The 18,282-nt window shown below is 65.4% G+C and carries 16 protein-coding genes; 11 read left to right on the plus strand and 5 right to left on the minus strand.

All coding sequences use genetic code 11. The features are described 5' to 3' along the window. The first annotated feature begins 45 nt into the window (after positions 1–45). The 7 genes from ACH6CV_RS03215 (at position 46) to lonB (ending at position 7,737) form a co-directional block, all read left to right on the plus strand. The gene (locus tag ACH6CV_RS03215; RefSeq protein WP_456356721.1) at positions 46–534 is read left to right on the plus strand and encodes a stage II sporulation protein R; all 489 of its coding nucleotides are present in this window, start codon (positions 46–48) and stop codon (positions 532–534) included. Further along, positions 531–1,217 carry a spore cortex-lytic enzyme gene (sleB, locus tag ACH6CV_RS03220; protein WP_456356722.1) on the plus strand — a complete coding sequence of 229 codons (687 nt, stop codon included), beginning with the start codon at positions 531–533 and terminating at the stop codon, positions 1,215–1,217. Before ACH6CV_RS03215 ends, sleB begins: the two co-directional genes overlap by 4 nt. A gap of 12 nt (positions 1,218–1,229) precedes the next feature. After that, on the plus strand, positions 1,230–2,561 hold the full coding sequence (locus tag ACH6CV_RS03225) for a PepSY1/2 domain-containing protein (RefSeq protein ID WP_456356723.1): 1,332 nt from the start codon (positions 1,230–1,232) through the stop codon (positions 2,559–2,561). A 131-nt stretch (positions 2,562–2,692) separates the two neighbouring features. Continuing rightward, positions 2,693–3,979 (plus strand): trigger factor, encoded by a 1,287-nt coding sequence (gene tig / locus ACH6CV_RS03230; RefSeq protein ID WP_456356724.1) that lies wholly within the window; start codon positions 2,693–2,695, stop codon positions 3,977–3,979. Between the two features lie 76 nt (positions 3,980–4,055). After that, entirely contained in the window at positions 4,056–4,640 is a 585-nt protein-coding gene (gene clpP / locus ACH6CV_RS03235) for an ATP-dependent Clp endopeptidase proteolytic subunit ClpP (protein ID WP_456356725.1), read from the plus strand. Between the two features lie 34 nt (positions 4,641–4,674). Then, positions 4,675–5,976 (plus strand): ATP-dependent Clp protease ATP-binding subunit ClpX, encoded by a 1,302-nt coding sequence (gene clpX / locus ACH6CV_RS03240; RefSeq protein ID WP_456356726.1) that lies wholly within the window; start codon positions 4,675–4,677, stop codon positions 5,974–5,976. Positions 5,977–6,018: 42 nt separating this feature from the next. Next, positions 6,019–7,737 carry an ATP-dependent protease LonB gene (lonB, locus tag ACH6CV_RS03245; protein WP_456356727.1) on the plus strand — a complete coding sequence of 573 codons (1,719 nt, stop codon included), beginning with the start codon at positions 6,019–6,021 and terminating at the stop codon, positions 7,735–7,737. A gap of 10 nt (positions 7,738–7,747) precedes the next feature. On the opposite strand, the gene ACH6CV_RS03250 is transcribed toward lonB, so the two are convergent. Next, positions 7,748–8,260 (minus strand): DsbA family protein, encoded by a 513-nt coding sequence (locus ACH6CV_RS03250; protein ID WP_456356728.1) that lies wholly within the window; start codon positions 8,258–8,260, stop codon positions 7,748–7,750. A 213-nt stretch (positions 8,261–8,473) separates the two neighbouring features. Here ACH6CV_RS03250 and ACH6CV_RS03255 point away from each other — a divergent pair, with 213 nt between their 5' ends. Together ACH6CV_RS03255 and ACH6CV_RS03260 are read left to right on the plus strand one after the other, a co-directional pair. Beyond that, positions 8,474–9,841, plus strand: a complete 1,368-nt coding sequence (locus ACH6CV_RS03255; protein ID WP_456356729.1) for a GntP family permease — start codon at positions 8,474–8,476, stop codon at positions 9,839–9,841. 12 nt (positions 9,842–9,853) lie between these two features. Next, positions 9,854–11,089 (plus strand): glycerate kinase type-2 family protein, encoded by a 1,236-nt coding sequence (locus ACH6CV_RS03260; protein WP_456356730.1) that lies wholly within the window; start codon positions 9,854–9,856, stop codon positions 11,087–11,089. Positions 11,090–11,139: 50 nt separating this feature from the next. Here ACH6CV_RS03260 and ACH6CV_RS03265 read toward each other — a convergent pair whose 3' ends face one another. From ACH6CV_RS03265 to ACH6CV_RS03275, 3 genes are all read right to left on the minus strand, one after another. Beyond that, positions 11,140–11,967: a DUF368 domain-containing protein gene (locus tag ACH6CV_RS03265; RefSeq protein WP_456356731.1), complete on the minus strand. Its 828-nt coding sequence runs from the start codon at positions 11,965–11,967 to the stop codon at positions 11,140–11,142. Positions 11,968–12,103: 136 nt separating this feature from the next. Beyond that, positions 12,104–13,402 carry an ATP-binding protein gene (locus tag ACH6CV_RS03270; RefSeq protein WP_456356732.1) on the minus strand — a complete coding sequence of 433 codons (1,299 nt, stop codon included), beginning with the start codon at positions 13,400–13,402 and terminating at the stop codon, positions 12,104–12,106. Beyond that, positions 13,395–14,072, minus strand: coding sequence for a response regulator transcription factor (locus ACH6CV_RS03275; protein ID WP_456356733.1), 678 nt, complete (start codon positions 14,070–14,072; stop codon positions 13,395–13,397). Before ACH6CV_RS03275 ends, ACH6CV_RS03270 begins: the two co-directional genes overlap by 8 nt. Positions 14,073–14,249: 177 nt before the next feature. Here ACH6CV_RS03275 and ACH6CV_RS03280 point away from each other — a divergent pair, with 177 nt between their 5' ends. Further along, positions 14,250–15,122, plus strand: a complete 873-nt coding sequence (locus ACH6CV_RS03280; RefSeq protein ID WP_456356734.1) for a DegV family protein — start codon at positions 14,250–14,252, stop codon at positions 15,120–15,122. A 1-nt stretch (position 15,123) separates the two neighbouring features. Here the strand turns inward: ACH6CV_RS03280 and ACH6CV_RS03285 are convergent, their stop codons facing one another. Beyond that, positions 15,124–17,772 (minus strand): calcium-translocating P-type ATPase, PMCA-type, encoded by a 2,649-nt coding sequence (locus ACH6CV_RS03285; RefSeq protein ID WP_456356735.1) that lies wholly within the window; start codon positions 17,770–17,772, stop codon positions 15,124–15,126. 146 nt (positions 17,773–17,918) lie between these two features. Between ACH6CV_RS03285 and ACH6CV_RS03290 the strand changes: the two genes are divergently transcribed. Then, a complete protein-coding gene (locus tag ACH6CV_RS03290; protein WP_456356736.1) occupies positions 17,919–18,266 on the plus strand; it encodes a cupin domain-containing protein in 348 nt (115 codons plus the stop codon). Positions 18,267–18,282 lie beyond the last annotated feature (16 nt).

The raw sequence follows: 18,282 nt of genomic DNA on the forward strand, positions 1-18,282 counted from the left end.
ATCAGCCGAGCCTAATGCCATCTCGCAATATGTGGAGGAAGTGGCATGGAGGGTCGGTTTTTTGAGGATGTGGTGCGCCTGCACGTGATCGCCGACAGCGACGAGGACGAGGCGCAGCGCGTCAAGATGTGCGTGGTAAACGCCATTCGCCGCAAGGCCGCGCGCATAGCGGGGCGGGCGGTGAATGCGCGCGAGGCGTTTGCGCGGCTGACCCGCGCGAGTGGTACGCTGACGCGCGCCGCCCGGAACGAGGCGCGCAGGCAGCGCTTTCCGGGTCCGGTCAAGGTGGAGACGGGCGTGTTCCCATTTCCCGATCGTCGCTACGGCGAGGCGCTGATGCCCGCGGGCGACTACCGCGCGGTGCGCGTGGTGATGGGGGCGGGCGCGGGGCACAACTGGTGGTGCGTGGTCTACCCCAACCTGTGCGCGGTGGAGGAGGCATGCGCGCAGGCGCTCGCCAGTTCCGAGGCGGTCACCTTCTACTCGAGCGTCGGGCGCTTCCTGCAGGACCTCATTAAGGGGGTGGGCCTGTGAAGCGCGCCATCGCCTTCCTGTTCGCGCTGATGCTCGCCTTCTCTTACCCAACGCCCGTGCAGGCCGCGGTGGTGCTCGACATCGGATCGCGCGGCGCGAATGTGCGCGCGGTGCAGAACAAGCTGATCCAGTGGGACTACATGGGCGGCACGGCCGACGGCGTGTACGGCGCGAAGACCAAGGAGGCCGTCAAGAAATTCCAGCGCAACAACAAGCTGACTGCCGACGGGCGCGTGGGGCCGGGCACGGCGGCCAAAATGGGCGTGACGCTGACCTCGTCGGGCTCCTCGTCGGGCGCGACGGCCGCGAGCGCCTCTTCCGCGTCGATCACATCCAGCGACCACCGGCTGCTGAGCAAGCTCGTGTACGCCGAGGCGCGCGGCGAACCCTACAAGGGCAAGGTGGCGGTGGCCGCGGTGGTGCTCAACCGCGTGCGCAGCTCGAAATTCCCCAACACCGTATCGGGCGTCATCTACCAGAGGGCCGCGTTTTCCTGCGTTTCAAACGGCTCGATCAACAACACGCCCAATTCCGATTCCATCCGCGCCGCGCGCGACGCCATGAACGGCTGGGATCCGACAGGCGGCTGCCTGTACTTTTTTAATCCCAGCGGCACAAACGACAAGTGGATCCGAACGCGCACCATAAAAACGATCATCGGCAACCACAGTTTCGGGGTATAGGGAGGGTTGCGCATGGCATTTCTCAGCGGACACAGAGGCCGCCGCCAGACGGTGACCGCCATCTTGACGGTCGTCATCCTGCTATTGGCGATGCTGGGCTACGCGCAGTTCCGGCGTGTGCGCGCGTTGACGCTCACGGTCAGCGCAAACTACCAAAAGGCGCTGTACGAGGCGGGCGAGCTGATGAGTGGCGTACAGCTGAACCTCGAAAAACTGCTGGTGTCGGGCAGCGGCGCCTACATGCAGACGCTGCTCACCGAGATCGGCCGTCAGGCCGACGGCGTGCAGGACAACCTGTCCGGCTTGCCGCCCGGCGACGCGGCGCTCGAAGGCGCGGTGAAATTCGTCAATCAGGTGGGCGACTACGCGCGCGTACTGAACGACCGGCTGGCCGACGGCGGCGCTCTGACCGAGGCCGACCGCACGCAGATTGCCGAGCTGCACAAAAGCGCGGTGTCGCTCAATCAACAGCTCGCCGACATGATTGGGCGGCTCGAACGGGGCGAATACGCGTTTACGGTCGATGAGGCCGCGATACAGAGCCTGCCCGAGAGCGGCGACGAACAGGTTCAGCCGCCGGTCAACTACCCGGTGCTGCTCTACGACGGGCCGTTCTCCGACGCGCGCGACACCGGCACGATCAAGGTGGGCGGGGCGGAGGTCAGCGCAGATCAGGCCGCGGAAAAGCTCAAACTGTTCATCGGGCCCGAGCGCGTCACGAGCCTTCAGATGACCGGCGAGTCGCACATCCTGTCCGACTGCTACGAGTTCGACGCGGTGACCGAGTCGGGCACGCTGTCGGCCAGCGTGACCAAGGCGGGCGGGCATGTGCTGTACATGCTGCCGGACGCCGACATCACGGAGCCCAAGCTGTCGGTGGGCGAATGCACCGACCTCGGGGCCGAGTTCCTGCGCGCGCGCGGCTACGGCGAGACGCAAATCAGCTACTGGCAGCAGCAGGACGCCATCCTCACGGTCAACTACGCGGCGATCCAGGACGGGGTGATCCTGTACCCAGACCTAATCAAGCTGCAAATCAATATGAACAACGGGCTGGTCGTGGGCGTCGAAGCGGTTAACTACCTGCGCAACCACACGTGGAGGCCGCTGCCCGCGCCTGCCGTCACCGAAGAAGCGGCCATGGGGTCGCTCAACGAGGCGATGGTCATCGACCGCATCCGGCGCTGCGTGATCCCGATCGATGCGGGCGAGGCCCAGTGCTGGGAGGTTGCCGCGCGTTTTCAGGGAGGCAACCGCTACCTGATCTACATCGACACCCAGACCGGGAAGGAACAGAGCATCTTGCAATTGGTGGAAGAGAATGGGGGTTTGGCGGTGCAATAATCAAATCCTAACGCTTCGTTCGTCGATTCGAACATTGTTTACCGTTCTGGCTGTTGAAAAATCGTCCGGACTGTGCTATTATCAGTCGATACGCAGAATGGACGATTTTCGTTTTGGGAGGACATACGTTGATGAGCAGCACCTTCGAAAAGTTGTCAAGCAATCAGGTCAAGATTCAGTTCGCCGTAGAGCCCGAGGTCTTTGAAAAGGGCGTCGCGGTGGCTTATCATAAGATCAAGGGCCGGATGAACATCCCCGGCTTCCGTCGCGGGCATGCGCCGCGCAAGGTGATCGAGCAGCGTTTCGGCGAGTCGGTCTTCTACGACGAGGCGTTTGACGCAATCTTTCCGGATCTCTACAAGCAGGCCGTAGACGCCCATAAACTCGACCCGGTCGACCGCCCCTCGGTCGAGATCGACGAGATCGGCGTCGGCAAGGAACTCAGATTCAGCGCCACCGTGTACGTGCGCCCCGACGTGGAGCTGGGCGAGTACAAGGGCCTCGCGGTCGACCGGCAGGTGGTCGATGTGACCGACGACGACGTCGAGGCCGAGTTGACCCGCGCGCGCGAGCGCGTGGCGCGCTACATCGACGTGACCGATCGTCCGATCGCGCTCGACGACCAGGCGGACATCGACTACGAAGGCTTCGTGGACGGCGAGCAGTTTGAGGGCGGCACGGCGCAAGGACACAAGCTGGTGATCGGCTCGGGCCAGTTCATCCCCGGCTTCGAGGAAGGCCTGATCGGAGCGAGCGTCGGCGAGGAGCGCGACGTGCACGTGACCTTCCCGGAGGAATACCATGCAGAAGCGCTGGCCGGCAAGCCCGCCGTATTCAAGGTCAAGGTCAATGCGATTCAGGTCAAGGAGTTGCCCGCGCTCGACGACGAGTTTGCCAAGGACGTGTCCGACTGCGACACGCTGGAAGCCTATCGCGCCGAGATCCGCGGCCGCCTGACCAAGGAGGCCGAGGACAAGGCCGACGCCGCGTTTGAAAACGAGATCATCGAGGAAGCGGTCGAGAACGCCAAGGTGGACATCCCCGAGGCGATGATCGAGGATCAGCTGACGAACATGATGCGCGATATGAATATGCGCATGGCGATGCAGGGCCTGAACATGAAAGATTACCTCAAGTACGTCGGCCGCACCGAGGACGAGTTGCGCGACGAGCGCCGCGAGGAGGCCGAGGAGCGCGTGAAGACGCAGCTGGTGCTCGAGGCCATCCGCAAGGCCGAGGGCATCGAGGCCACCGACGAGGAAACCGAACAGGAGATGCAGCGCTACGCCGACCGCGGCAAGCGCTCGCTCGAGGAGTTCAAGCAGACGCTCGCCGAGGGCGACGCGGAGTACTTTAAGAACATCGCGTCCACGCGCAAGACCATCGAGTTGCTCAAAAATTCCGCGAAGGCGGAGTAAACGAGTGCTCTGGCGACCGATACGCCGATTGAGGCGGGAAAAACAACGCATACTGAATTGGGGAGGTGCCACGCACGTGAGCTTGATACCATATGTCATTGAACAAACCAACCGGGGAGAGCGTTCCTACGACATTTACTCGAGACTTTTGAAGGATCGGATCATCTTCCTGGGCGGCGAGGTGAGCGACGACACCGCCAATGTGATCGTGGCGCAGATGCTGTTTCTTGAGATGGAAGACCCCGAGGCCGACATCATGCTCTACATCAACAGCCCCGGCGGCTCGGTGTCGGCGGGCCTGGCGATCTACGACACGATAAAGTACTTAAAGTGCGACGTCTCCACGATCTGCGTGGGTCTCGCGGCCTCGATGGGCGCGTTCCTGCTGGCCGCAGGGGCCAAGGGCAAGCGCAAGGCGCTGCCCAACGCCGAGATCCTGATCCACCAGGTGTCCAGCGGTACACGCGGTCAGGCGACCGACATCCAGATCCACGCCGAGCAGATCCTCAAGCTCAAGCGCCGCTTGAACGAGGAACTGGCCAAGAACACCGGGCAGAGCATCGAGCGGGTCAACCAGGACGTCGAGCGCGACCACTACCTATCCGCCGAGGAAGCCAAGGCGTATGGGATCATCGACGAAATCATCCCCGCGAGGCGCTGAGGCGGCGCCCACATCTAGGATTTAAGGAGTCATCATGGCAAAGCAAGACGATTACAACAAGCCGGTAATCACCTGCTCGTTCTGCGGCAAGGGCCAGGACCAGGTGCGCCGGATCGTGGCCGGACCGGGCGTGTACATCTGCGACGAGTGCGTGCTGCTGTGCGAGGAGATCGTCGGCGACGACGTGGATCAGCAGGTGCACGCCGCGCCGGGCGGTCGGCTGATGCGGCCGCAGGAGATCAAGGAGGTGCTCGACCAGTACGTCGTCGGCCAGGATCTGGCCAAGAAGACGCTGGCCGTCGCCGTGTACAACCACTACAAGCGCATCGGCCAGAAGCAGCGCAAGGGCGACGTGGAGCTATCGAAGTCCAACGTCGTGATGCTGGGGCCGACCGGCTGCGGCAAGACTTATCTCGCGCAGATGCTGGCGAAGATCCTCAACGTGCCCTTTGCGATCGGCGACGCCACCAGCCTGACCGAAGCCGGTTACGTGGGCGAGGACGTGGAGAACATCCTGCTCAGGCTCATCCAGAACGCCGATTATGATATTGAACTCGCGCAGCGCGGCATCATCTACATCGACGAGATCGACAAGATCGCGCGCAAGAGCGAGAACGTTTCGATCACGCGCGACGTCAGCGGCGAGGGCGTGCAGCAGGCGCTGCTCAAGATCCTCGAGGGCACGGTGGCCTCGGTGCCGCCGCAGGGCGGGCGCAAGCACCCCCACCAGGACTTCCTGCAGATCGACACCACCAACATCCTGTTCATCTGCGGCGGCGCGTTCGACGGCATCGAGAAGATCGTCGCGGGGCGCATCGGCAAGAAGGTCATGGGCTTCGGCGCCGACGTTCAGTCGGGCAAGCGCGAGTACGACGACGCGCTCATGAGCCAGGTGCGGCCCGAGGATCTGCTCAAGTTCGGGCTGATCCCCGAGTTCGTGGGCCGGCTGCCGGTCATGGTGGCACTCAGCCAGCTCGACGAGGTCGCGCTTACGCGCATCCTGACCGAGCCGCGCAACGCGCTGGTCAAGCAGTACCGGCGGTTGCTCGAGATGGACGGTGTGGAACTTGAATTCACCGAAGGCGCGCTGCACGCGATTGCGGAGCTGGCGCTCAAACGCAAATCGGGCGCTCGCGGCCTTCGCGCGATCATCGAGGGCGTGCTGCTGGACGTGATGTACGAGATGCCCAGCCAGGAATCGGTCGCCAAGTGCGTAATCACCGAGGAGTCGGTGCGCGCGGGCGCGAAGCCCACGCTGATTGCCGGCGAGCCGATCACCCACCGCCGCGCTGCGGGCAAGAGCCAGGCGCAACTGAACCCGCCGTCGGTGTCGTAAAGCCGGATTAAAACCCCGCAATCCCTCCCATACTAGCGACGTATGGGAGGGATTGTCTTGTTCACCGCCGTCGTCATGGTCATTCAGCTCGCGGTTACCGTCATCGTGGGCGTATACTTCTATCGCCAGATCAAGATCCAGGAACCTAAGGACGGCGAGCGAAGCGCGCGGCCCGCGGCCTCGCGCGAGATGGATAAGCTCAATCGCCTTCGGCGCATCCGGCTGAGCGAGCCGCTTTCCGAGCGCGTGCGCCCGACCGAGCTTTGCCACATCGTCGGCCAGCAGGAGGGCGTCAGGGCGCTCAAGGCCATCCTGTGCGGTCCCAACCCGCAGCACGTGATCGTGTACGGCCCGCCGGGCGTCGGCAAGACTTGCGCCGCGCGGCTGGTGCTCGAGGCGGCCAAGCAGGCGCCCGGCACGCCGTTTGCGCCCGATGCGCCGTTCATCGAGATGGACGCCACCTGCGTGCGGTTTGACGAGCGCGCGATCGCCGACCCGCTGCTGGGCAGCGTACACGATCCGATCTACCAGGGCGCGGGCCCGCTGGGCGTCAACGGCGTGCCCCAGCCCAAGGAGGGCGCGGTCACGCGCGCGCACGGAGGCGTGCTGTTCTTGGACGAGATCGGCGAGCTGCACCCAATCCAGATGAACAAGCTGCTCAAGGTGCTCGAGGACCGGAAGGTGCGCTTCGAGTCGGCCTACTACGACCCGGACGATACGCGCACGCCGCGCCACATCCACGAAATCTTCCAGCATGGGCTGCCCGCCGACTTCCGGCTGGTGGGCGCGACCACGCGTTCGCCCGAGGACCTGCCCCCGGCGCTGCGCTCGCGCTGCATGGAGGTGTTTTTCCGGTCGCTTGAACCCGACGAGCTCAAGGCGATCGCGCTGGGCGCGGCACACCGGACCGGGCAGCCGCTGAGCGAGGCGGAGGCGATGCTGATCGGGCGGCACAGCGCGAGCGGGCGCGACGCGGTCAACATGGTGCAGATGGCCGCGGGCGTGGCGCGCGGCGAGGGCCGATCCGCCATCGCCCGCGCCGACGTCGAGTGGGTGATCGAGAGCGGTCACTACGCGGCGCGCCCGGAGATAGGCCGCGCGCACTCGCCCGAGCCCGGCCGGGTCAACGCGCTGGCGGTGCACGGCGCACATCAGGGTGTGGTGATGGAGCTCGAAGCGGTGGCGCGGCCCGGACGGGGCCGGTTTACGGTGACCGGCATCGTAGACAGCGAGCAGCTTGGCGGGCGCGGCGCGCAAAAGATCACGCGCACCTCGACGGCGCGCGCGGCGTTTCTGAACGTACTGACGACGTTGCGCGCCATGGGCGAGCCGGTGGACGACTACGACATCCACCTGAACTTCCCGGGCGGCACGCCGGTCGACGGCCCCTCGGCCGGCGCGGCGATGGCGGTGGCCTGCTACTCGGCCATTCGCGGCGTCGCGGTACGGGGCGACCTGGCGCTGACCGGCGAACTGTCGGTCATGGGCAGGGTGCTGCCGGTGGGCGGCGTGACCGAGAAGATCCAGGCCGCGGTCAAAGCGGGCATGAAGACGGTGCTCATCCCCGAGGACAACGCTCTGGAGCGTTACGGGGCGATGGACATCGAGGTAGTGGCCGTGCGTACGATCGGCGAGGTGTTCGCGCGCGCGATCGGCGACGCCGAGGGCGAGCGCCCGGCCACAGCCGCCGCGCCGGCGCTGGCGGCGGAGGGGTTGGGGGTCTTTTCAACGGCGGTGGAAAAAGCGCCTTCGATTGGGTGAGGGGCGGCGTTCATTGCGTCAGGCTTGCCAGGAAATCTTCCACCTGCGCGGGCGTCAAGCCTACGCCCTCGACCGCGTCGAGGCGCAACGCACCCGCGACAAAGGCGGGCACCGCCCACACGCCGCGGTCTTGAAAGGCGTGCCGGTTGGCCCTAAGCCGGGCGTCTTCGTAGCGGCGCGTGGACAGCGCCTGCTCGAGCGCTTCCGGGTCCGCGCCCGCGGCGGCGGCGCAGAGCTTGAGCACGCCCGGGTCGTTCGCCGAACGGCCCGAATCGGACACGGCGCGCAGCATGTGCTCGATGAACGAGCGCTCGTCGCCGCCATGCTCGCGCACGAACAGCGCAGCCTCGACCGCCCGGTCGGCATGCGTGCCGTAGCCCGGCTCCTCCTCGACGGGGTGCGCCTCGATCGGCCGCCACAGCGTCCGCGCGTCCGGGTATTGCTTAAGCAAGTCCTTCAAATCGTTTAGCACCCTATGGCAAAAGGGGCAGCTGAAGTCAAAAAATACCTCAAAATCGGCCATTATAAGAGCCTCCCTCATGGACGCCGCACGCATTTACGCGCGGCTTGCTTCATATACATTTCATTATAACCACCGGTGGGGCGACGCAAACGCGCCGCGCATACGCGGCCCGGTCGGCCGCCGGCGAAAATGGCAAGCCCCGCATTGACAAATCGCGCATAATGCGCTTATAATAAATATGGCGTTAAGATAATATGTAGGAGGTGCCCGCACATGACAGGTATACCCCTCATCATCGCGTTCGTCATCCTCGTCATCCTCATGATCGTGGCGATTTCGAAGTGGAAGATCCATCCGTTCGTTTCGATCATGAGCGTTTCCCTGCTCTTGGCGCTGATTGCCGGCATCGACATCACGACGATTGCCGATGTGATCGGCGCGGGCTTCAGTTCGACATTCACATCGATCGGCATCGTCATCATCTTGGGCGCGCTGGTCGGCGTCTTGCTCGAGAAGACGGGCGCGGCCATCAAGATGGCGGAGTGCGTCGTCAGGTTGGTCGGCAAGAAGCATCCCGAAGCCGCGATGATCATCATGGGCTGGATCGTATCGGTTCCGGTGTTTTGCGACAGCGGCTTCGTCATCCTGAACCCGATTCGCAAGGCGCTGGTCAGCCGCACCATGAAATCGTCGGTCGCCTCCACGGTGGCGCTGTCGATGGGCCTGTACATTTCGCACTGCTTTATCCCGCCGACGCCCGGCCCGATCGCGGCCGCGAACACGCTGTTCGGCGAAGGTGGCCTGGGCACCGACGTCAACCTGCTGCTGGTCATGGGCATCGGCACGCTCTGCTCGATCCTGCCCATGATCGCCGGCTATTTCTACGCGCTGTTCATCGGCAAAAAGGTCAAGGCCGCCGACGAGCCCACCAACGCCGAGGCCATCGGCAAGAGCTACGAGGAACTGGTGGCCGGCTACGGCAGGCTGCCCGGCGGTTTTGCGGCCTTCTCGCCGATCGTCGTGCCGATCGTGCTGATGGCCCTGGCGAGCGCCCTTGGCATGGCCGGCCTGAACGTGCCGCTGTTCACCTTTTTGGGTAAGCCGATCATCGCGCTGGCGGTGGGCGTGATCCTGGGCGTGATCCTGCTCGCGCAGGCGGGCAAACTCGGCGGGTTCTACGACCTCACCGACGACACGCTCAGGACCGTGGGCCCGATCCTGTTCGTCACCGCGGCGGGCGGCGTGCTTGGCAAGGTGATCGCCTCCACGACCATGGTCGACTACATCAAGGCCAACGCCGCCGCTTTGAGCTCGATGGGTCTCCTGTTCCCGTTCCTGCTCGCGGCCATCCTCAAGACGGCGCAGGGCAGTTCCACCGTGGCCATCACCACCACGGCGGGCATCGTCGCTCCGCTCATGACCAACCTCGGCTTCGTTACGCCGCTGCACGCGGCACTGCTCGTCGTGGCGATCGGCGCGGGTTCCATGACGGTGTCGCACGCCAACGACAGCTACTTCTGGGTCGTCACCAACTTTGGCGGGATGAAGCCGCAGGACGGATACAAGACGCAGACGGCGGGCACGCTGGTCATTGGCATCGCGGCCATCATCAACGTGCTGATCGTCTCGGCGATCTTCTAGAAGGGGCATTGCATGACCATACGAGAGGACGCGCAACGCATCATCGACGACGCCCTGCGCGACGCCATGCCCGGCGCGGCGGTCAGAGGGGCGCTGGCGCAGATTGACTTCAACGCCGCGGGCAGGCTATTGCTGGTCGCGGTGGGCAAGGCAGCCTGGGCGATGGCGCGGGAGGCGTCCGTCCTGCTGGGGGATCAAATCGACGAGGGGATCGTCATTACCAAGTACGCTCACGCCAAGGGAGACTTGCCCCGGCTCCGCATCTTCGAGGCCGGTCATCCGATACCCGACGAAAACGGATTTGCCGCGACGGCGCAGGCGACCCAAATGGTGAAGGGGCTGCGCCCGGAGGACAGCGTGCTGTTCCTGCTGTCGGGCGGCGGTTCGGCGCTGTTTGAGCAGCCGCTGATCCCGGCGCGGGAACTGACCGACATCACGCAGCAGTTGCTGGCCTGCGGCGCGGACATCGTCGAGATGAACACCATCCGCAAGCGGCTGTCGGCGGTGAAGGGCGGGCGATTCGCGCAGATGTGCGCGCCGGCGCATGTGTACGCCGTCGTGCTCAGCGACATCATCGGCGATCCGCTGGACATGATCGCGTCGGGACCCGCCTACCCGGATCTTTCGACCGCCGAGCAGGCTGTGAGCATTCAGGCGAAATACAATCTGCGCATGTCCGATGAAGCGCAGCGTCTGCTGCGCAGCGAGATGCCCAAGGCGCTGCCCAACGTCACGACCAACGTAGCCGGAAGCGTGAAGCAATTGTGTGCCACGGCCGAGCGTACGTGCCGTGAACTTGAGTATGAGCCGATCGTGCTCACCGACTGCCTTACATGCGAAGCGCGCGAAGCGGGACGCTTCCTCGCCGCCATTGCGCGCACGCACCAGAACGAAGCGCGGTCCGTCGCCTACCTGGCGGGCGGAGAGACCGTCGTGCGCCTCACCGGGCGGGGCAAGGGCGGGCGCAATCAGGAAATCGCGCTCGCCGCCGCCGAGGGCATCGCGGGGTGTCGGGACACCTGCGCGTTTTCCTTTGGCTCCGACGGGACGGACGGCCCGACCGACGCCGCGGGCGGCTATGCCGACGGCGAGACGGCGAAGCGGCTTGAGCGCGCGGGCGTGGATATCTGGGCGTCTTTATCGGACAACGACGCCTACCACGCGCTCAAAACATGCGACGGCCTGATCGTCACCGGACCGACCGGCACCAATGTCAACGATCTATCTGTGATCCTAATCAGGCGATGAGCGATCGCGGGGCTGTAGCGCTATGGAAAGTGCTGCAGCCCCGTGAATTGTCAGTCCGCCGGCCTCAGCCGCGCCCCCAGATGCGCCATGAACAGCGCCACCGCGCCGCCCAGCGCGAAGCACAGCAGGTTGACGAGCGGCGCGCTTTGGGCGTTGCCCAGCGGGATGATGCCTACGCTCGAGGCCAACACCAGGCCCAGAATCAGGTGCATGGCGACGCCGTAGGCGCGCGCGAGCAGCCGCTCGAACAGCTTGGCCAGCGCGGCGACGGTGAGCGTAAGTCCCAGCGCCATCGGCAGGATAATGGGCATCGACAGACTGCCGATGCCCGCGGCCATCGGCTGGTACAGCCCGAGGAAGATGAAGATCGAAGAGGGGCTCATGCCGGGCACGATCAGCCCGATCGCCCACAGCGCGCCGCACAGCACCCACCACCAGAAGTTCGGCGTCACGTCAATCGTGCCCGCCATGCGCAGCGCGAACATCAGCACCGTCAGAAAGACGAAGCTCAGCGCAAAGGCGATCCATGCGGCCGGCGGCCGGCCTTCGCGCCCCGCGGTTTTGAACAGCGCCGGCAGCGTGCCCGCGATCAGCCCCAGGAACAGCCAGATCATCGGCTCGGGCGAGGCGCGGAACAGGAAGTCCACGACGCGCGACAGAGCGATCACGCCGAGCGCGAACCCGATCACGATGGGCAGGAAGAAGACGAAGTTCTCCTTGAACGCCCGGAAAGGGTGGGCCAGGAAGGCCATCACCGGCTCATAGATGCCCAGCACCACGGCGAGTACGCCGCCGCTGATGCCCGGCAGGATCGCGCCCGTGCCGATCAGCGCGCCCTTAAGCGCACCTGTCAGCGGGTGAAGCCATGTCTTTTTCATCTTCATAAACATCCCCCATGAATTGTGTTTATCTTTGAGACGGGCAATATCGTCCAAGAAATGCTCGCCCGATCCCGGCGCCGCCCTCTCAATTCGCAATGGCCGCCCCGCGCGGTTGGCGCGGCCGCTCGCGTGACTATTTTGCGGGCAGCGTTACGGTGAAGCGCGCGCCCTCGCCGGGCGCGGAGACGAGCTCGATCCGGCCCTGGCAGATGTCCACGATGCGCTTGACCAGCGACAGCCCCAGCCCGTTGCCGCCCATGTGGTGGCTTGGGTCCGCTTGGTAGAACTTTTCAAAGATGCGCGCCTGGTCGGCCTCGTCGATGCCGATGCCGTCGTCCTCCACCGTCACGCGGGCCTCGCCGCCCTTGCGGGTCAGCGTAAGCCGGATGTGCCCGCCCGGCGGCGTGAACTTGGTGGCGTTGCCCAGCAAGTTGTCCCACACCTGCATGAGCAGCATTTCGTCGGCCTCGATCGACACCTTGTGAAGCTCGACCATGAGGTTTTGTTCCTTGCGCTCGATCGCCGGGTGCAGCGCGGTCGCGCAGCGGCGCAGCTGCTCGTCGAGCTTGAACTTCTCGCCCGAGCGCACGGGCGGGTGGCTCTCGAGCCGGGTGAGCTTGAGCAGATTGTCGGACAGCGAGCTCAGCCGCGCGCTCTCCGACGCGATCACTTGGGCGTACTCGCGGCGCTCTTCGTCGGTGATCCCCTCGCAGGTCAGCAGCCGCGCGTAGCCGCTGATCGAGCCCACCGGCGTCTTGAGCTCGTGCGACAGGCTGGAGGTGAAGTCGCGCCGCAGGTATTCGACCGACTTGAGCTCGTGCGCCATCCGGTTGAAGTTGCTCGCCAGCTCCGCGACCTCCTTGATGCCGCCCGCAAACAGCGGCAGCTGCGTGTCCACGCTGATGTCGAAGTTGCCCTTGGCCACCTGCCGCGTGGCCTCGGTCAGGTTGACGATCGGCTGGGCGACGCGCCGCGACAGCGCGTACACCACCAGGAAGCCGATCAGGATCAGCAGCAGGTTGCCCAGCAGGCTCCTGAGCAGCGCCGTGACCAGCAGCATGTTGGCCGGGTAGGCCTCGACCGCCATCAGCGCGCCCGACAGCGTGAAGTACAGGCTCTTGTTCATGAAGTGCCCGGTCACCCACCGCCCGCGTTCCTTAAGTTGCGCGCGCCCGGCGTCGTCGACCAGCGCCCAGTCGCCCGGGTGCAGCCGGTAGTCGGCGGAGGACAGCGCCTGCGCGACCTCCTCGGGCGAAAGATCGGTGCGCGAGGCCAGCTCCACCGCGGTGGCGGCCAGCTTCCGCTGGCTGGACAGCAGCTCGCCGTCCACAAAGCCCGCGCACATGAGCGCCATGAACGCGCTGGACAGCAGCAGCGACAACAACAGCGTCTTGACGAAGTAGCCGATCAATTTGGAGCGCAGCTTACGCATTGTCCACCTCGCAGCGGTAGCCGAGCCCGCGCACCGTCACGATCGAAAAATCCGTAACGCCCGCAAGCCGCTCCCGCAGCCGCTTGATGTGCACGTCCACCGTGCGCTCGCCGGTTTCGCAGCTCACGCCCCACACCTCGTCCATCAGCTGCCGCCGCGTCAGCAGCTGCCCCGGATAGGACAGCAGCATGAACAACAGCGCGAATTCCTTGCGCGGCAGCGTGCGCTTCGCGCCGTCCACGGTCAGCGTCCAGTCGCGGCTGGACAGCACCGTGCGGCCCACCTCGATCCGATGCTCGCTCTGGATGCCCACGCGCCGCAGCAGCGCCTTGACCCGAAGCCCCATCTCGTCGAGGTCGATCGGCTTCACCATGTAGTCGTCCGCGCCCGCCCGAAACGCCAGTTGCTTGTCGCCGAACTCGCTCTTGGCCGTCACCATCAGGATCGGCAGCGCGCGGTCGTACTGGCGCAGCGCCTCCACCAATTCGTAACCGTCCATGTTCGGCATCATGATGTCGCAGATCGCAAGGTCCAGCTTGCATTCCGCAAGCACCTGAAGCGCCTGCGCGCCGTCGGCCGCCGGACAGGTCTCGTAGCCGCTCAGCCGCAGGAACGCGCACATCATCCGGCGCTGGTTCGCGTCGTCCTCGGCCACCAAGATGCGGAACATGCGCGCCCCCTCCTTCGCCGTTGTACGGCCATACTATACCAACCGAATGTAAAGGGCGCGTGAAGCCGCGCGTGGCGCGTACCGCCGCGGAAATTAAATTTCGTCTCGCCGGGGTTCATTTTTTGTTCATATTCGCGGTGTAAGATGCCAGTGGTTATGATGGAGGGGGCTGTGCGCATGACGCGGAACCTGGACTATACCATTGTCGTGGACGCGACCATCGACCTGCCGGAGGAGCTTTTCCCGCAGGTACAGGTGATACCCATGCAGGTGCAGATCGGTGCGGACACATTGAGCCATGCCAGCAACTGGAGCGAGCAGCAAAGCGAGGCGTTCTACGCGCGGCTGCGCGCGGGCGAGCTGCCCAGCACTTCGCAAATCTCGCCCTATGCCTATGAGCAGGCGTTCGAACGGGCGCTCGAGGGCGGGGGAGACGCGCTCTACCTGGGCCTGTCCTCGGGGCTGAGCGACACGGTCGCCCAGGCGCAGCTGGCCGCGAACGCGGTGGCCGAGCGCTGCCGCGGGCAGCGGGTTGTGGTGGTGGACAGCCTGAGCGCCACCTACGGCGAGACGCTGATGCTCGAAGCGGCGCTCGACAACCGGGCGCGGGGTATGACGGCGGAAGAAAACGCGCGCTGGCTGGCCGAGCACAGACATGAATTTGCCACCTGGTTCACGGTGGAGGATCTTATGTACCTGCGCCACGGCGGGCGCATCTCGTCGGCCGCGGCGCTCTTGGGCAGCGCGCTGCGCATCATGCCGATCCTGCGCATCGACGAGTCGGGCAAGCTGCCGGTGGTCGAGAAGATACAGGGCCGTAAAAGCGCGATCAAGCAGCTGGTGCGCCGGATGGAGAAGCACATAAGCGCCCACGCGCGCAAGGTCTATGTGATCCACGCCGACGTGCCGGAGGAGGCGGAGTTGCTGCGCCGCCTCGCGCAGCACGCGCGCCCCGACGCCCAGGTGATCGTCGGCGGCTTGGGCCCGGTGATCGGCGGGCACGTGGGGCCGGGGGTGCTGGCGTTGGCGTTCCGGGGAAACGGGCGGTAGTTTATGCGCCGCGCCGCCGCAAAAGGTACGCATTCAGCGCCTTGCGAATCAGGTCGGCGGGCACGACGCTCAGCGATAGCGCCACGCAGACCAGCCACTCGCGCGCGGTCAGGCCGTAGGCGCGCAGCAGGCTGCCGCCCAGGTAGATCAGCGCGGTCTGCACCGCGAACACGAACGCCATGACGGCCACGAAACCCTTGTTGCCCAGGATGTGATCGAGCAGGTTGAGGCTGTGGGTGCGGGCGGAGAAGGCGTTGAAGGTGCCGGCGTAGACAAACACGGCGAAGAATGCGGTGAGGATGATGTCGGGCCCGCGCTCGGGCCGGAAGAAGCCGCGCGCCCACGGGCTGAGCAGCAGCCACAGGCACAGAAGCGTGGTGTACGCCGCGCACACGCCGATCTGTTCCGCCATCCTGCGATCGACGATCGGCGTGTCGCGCGCGACCGGCCGCTCGTCCAGGTAGCGCTTAAGCGCCGGCTCACCGCTGAACGCCAGGCCCGCCAGCGTGTCCATCACCATGTTGATCCACAGCATTTGCATAACCGTCACCGGCGCGTCGTAGCCGACGATGGGCGCGATGATCGAGACGGCCATCGCGCACAGGTTGACCGTCAGCTGGAACACGATGAACTTGCGGATCGAGCGGAAGATCGTGCGCCCGTAGAGCACCGCGCGCACGATCGAGGACAGGTTGTCGTCGAGGATCACGATGTCGCCCGCTTCCTTCGCCACCTCGGTGCCGCTGCCCATCGCAAAGCCGATGTCGGCTTTCTTGAGCGCGGGCGAGTCGTTGACGCCGTCGCCCGTCATGCCGACCACTGAGCCGCGCCCCTGCGCCACGTCCACCAGGCGGCTCTTGTCGACCGGCAGCGCGCGCGACACCACGCGCAAATCGGGCAGCACGCGCGTAAGCTGCGCGTCGCTCATCTGCGCAAGCTCCGCGCTCGTCAGCATCCGCGCGCCTTTATCCCTCAAGAGCCCCGCTTCGCGCGCGATCGCCTCGGCGGTCTCGGGGCCGTCGCCGGTAATCATGATTACCTGGATGCCCGCCTTTTCGAGCGCCCGCACGCTCTGCGAGGCTTCGGCGCGCAGCGGATCGCGCACGCCGATCAGCGCGACGAAGCTCAATTCACGAAAATTCTCCCCGATGCCGGGAGCGCCGGTCGCCGCGGCCAGTACGCGCATGCCCTCGCCCGCCATTTGCCGGGCCGCGCGCTCGACGGTCAGGCGGTTAAGCGGCGCCTGGACGCGCCCTTGGGCGTCATAATACCGGACGCAGTGCGGCAACAGGCGCTCGGGCGCGCCCTTGATAAGCGTCGCGTTGAGGTCGCCCGCCACCTCGGTCGCCATGTACTTGTTGTCGCTCGTGAACGGCACGCGCCCCACCTGTCGCAGCGAAAGCGCGGGCGCGAGCGCGCCCGCGACGAAGCGCTTAAGCGCGCGGTCGGTGGTGTTGCCGCCCGCGGGCTCGCCGTCGATCATCGAGGCGGCGTTGTTGTGCTCAAGCGAGGGGAACAAAACCCGCCAGAATCCCGCGTCGCGCGCGGCCGCGTCGGCGCTGTCGTATCGCGTGCCGTCGCCGCGCAGCACGCAGGCTACGCTGAACCGGCCCTCGGTCAGCGTGCCGGTCTTATCGGTCATCAACAGGTCGATGTTGCCGGCGGTCTCGACGCCGGCCGGCTTTCTCACCAGCACATGATCCCTGAGCATGCGCCGCATGTTGGCCGACAGCACCACCGTAATCATCATCGGCAGGCCCTCGGGCACCGCCACCACGATGACGGTGACCGCCAGCGTAATGGCGTGCAGGATGCTGCCCATAACCAGACCCGGTACCTGAACCATCCCGGCCATGACCTCGGACGAAAAGCCGCTCGACACCAGCCATATGTTGAAGAGGTCTGCAAGCGCCACGAGCACCGCGCCCGCGATGCCGAAGCGGCTGATCGCGCCGGCCAGCCGGGAGAGGCGCAGTTGCAGCGGGCTTTCGCGCGTTTCCAATTGGATCTCGCCCGCGAGCTGCCCGAGCATCGTTTGGCTGCCCACCGCCGAGACCCGCATCACGCCCTCGCCGGCGCACACCATGCAGCCGGACAGCAGCATCGACGGATTGTTCAGACCCAGGGCCGCGTCCATGTGCCCGTGCAGTTTGTGGGCCTCCTTGGTCTCGCCGTTGAGCGGGGACTGGTCCACGTCCAGCTCGCCCCGGATCAGCTCGCCGTCGGCGGGTACGCGTTCGCCGCTCTCGAGCAGCACGAGGTCGCCGACCACCACCTCGGCCATGGGCACGAGCGCGGCGCTCCCCCGGCGCAGCACCCGGCAGTTGACGCGCGCCTCCTCCTCTTGCAGCTTTTGAAACGCCGTCTCGCTGCGGTGCTTTGAGGCGGTGGACACCCAGGTGGACAGCAGCACGGCCAGCGCGATGCCCGCGCTCTCGTACCAGCCCGCGCCGCCCAGCGCGAACAGCAGGTTGATCGCCAAGGCCACCAGCAGGATCTTGATCATCGGGTCATTGAGGTCCTCGATGAATTTCATGAAGAACCCTTGCTGCTTCACGTGCGTCAGCTGATTCGCGCCGTGGCGCGCGCGCGACTCGATCACCTGGCGTTCGGTCAGGCCCGCGAGGGCGGGCTCATAGGCGGTCTGCATGGCTTGCACCTCCATTGGGGAAGGTATGACCTTGGCCGATCGTCTATGAACGCCGGCGGCGCGGTAAAGATTTGGCTATTGTTGGAAATCAAACGGATGATGCGCGGGCTGTGGGGTATAATGACGGCGGAAGGAGGATGAGGCGCATGGAGAAGTTCATTCGGCATTTGCCCCACGAGACGGTGCTCTCGCTTGCGGATCAGGTGGACTATCACGACGGGCAGATCGTGAGCAAGACGCTTTCGCAAAGCGGCGCGCTCAGCCTGACGCTCTTTGCGTTCGATCAGGGCGAGGAGATCAGCTCGCACGAATCGGACGGCGACGCGATGGTAACGGCGCTGGACGGCGCGGGCGAGGTGACGATTGCCGGCAGGAAGTATCCGCTCAAGGCGGGCGAGAGCATCGTGATGCCCGCCAAGACGCCGCACGCGGTGTACGCCAGCGAGCGGTTCAAGATGTTTCTGACGGTGGTATTCCCGAAGAAGGATCAGTAGACTTCGAAGACTACCA

The organism is Anaerozeibacter quisquiliarum (assembly GCF_051162045.1).
Taxonomy (GTDB): domain Bacteria; phylum Bacillota; class Clostridia; order Christensenellales; family Aristaeellaceae; genus Anaerozeibacter; species Anaerozeibacter quisquiliarum.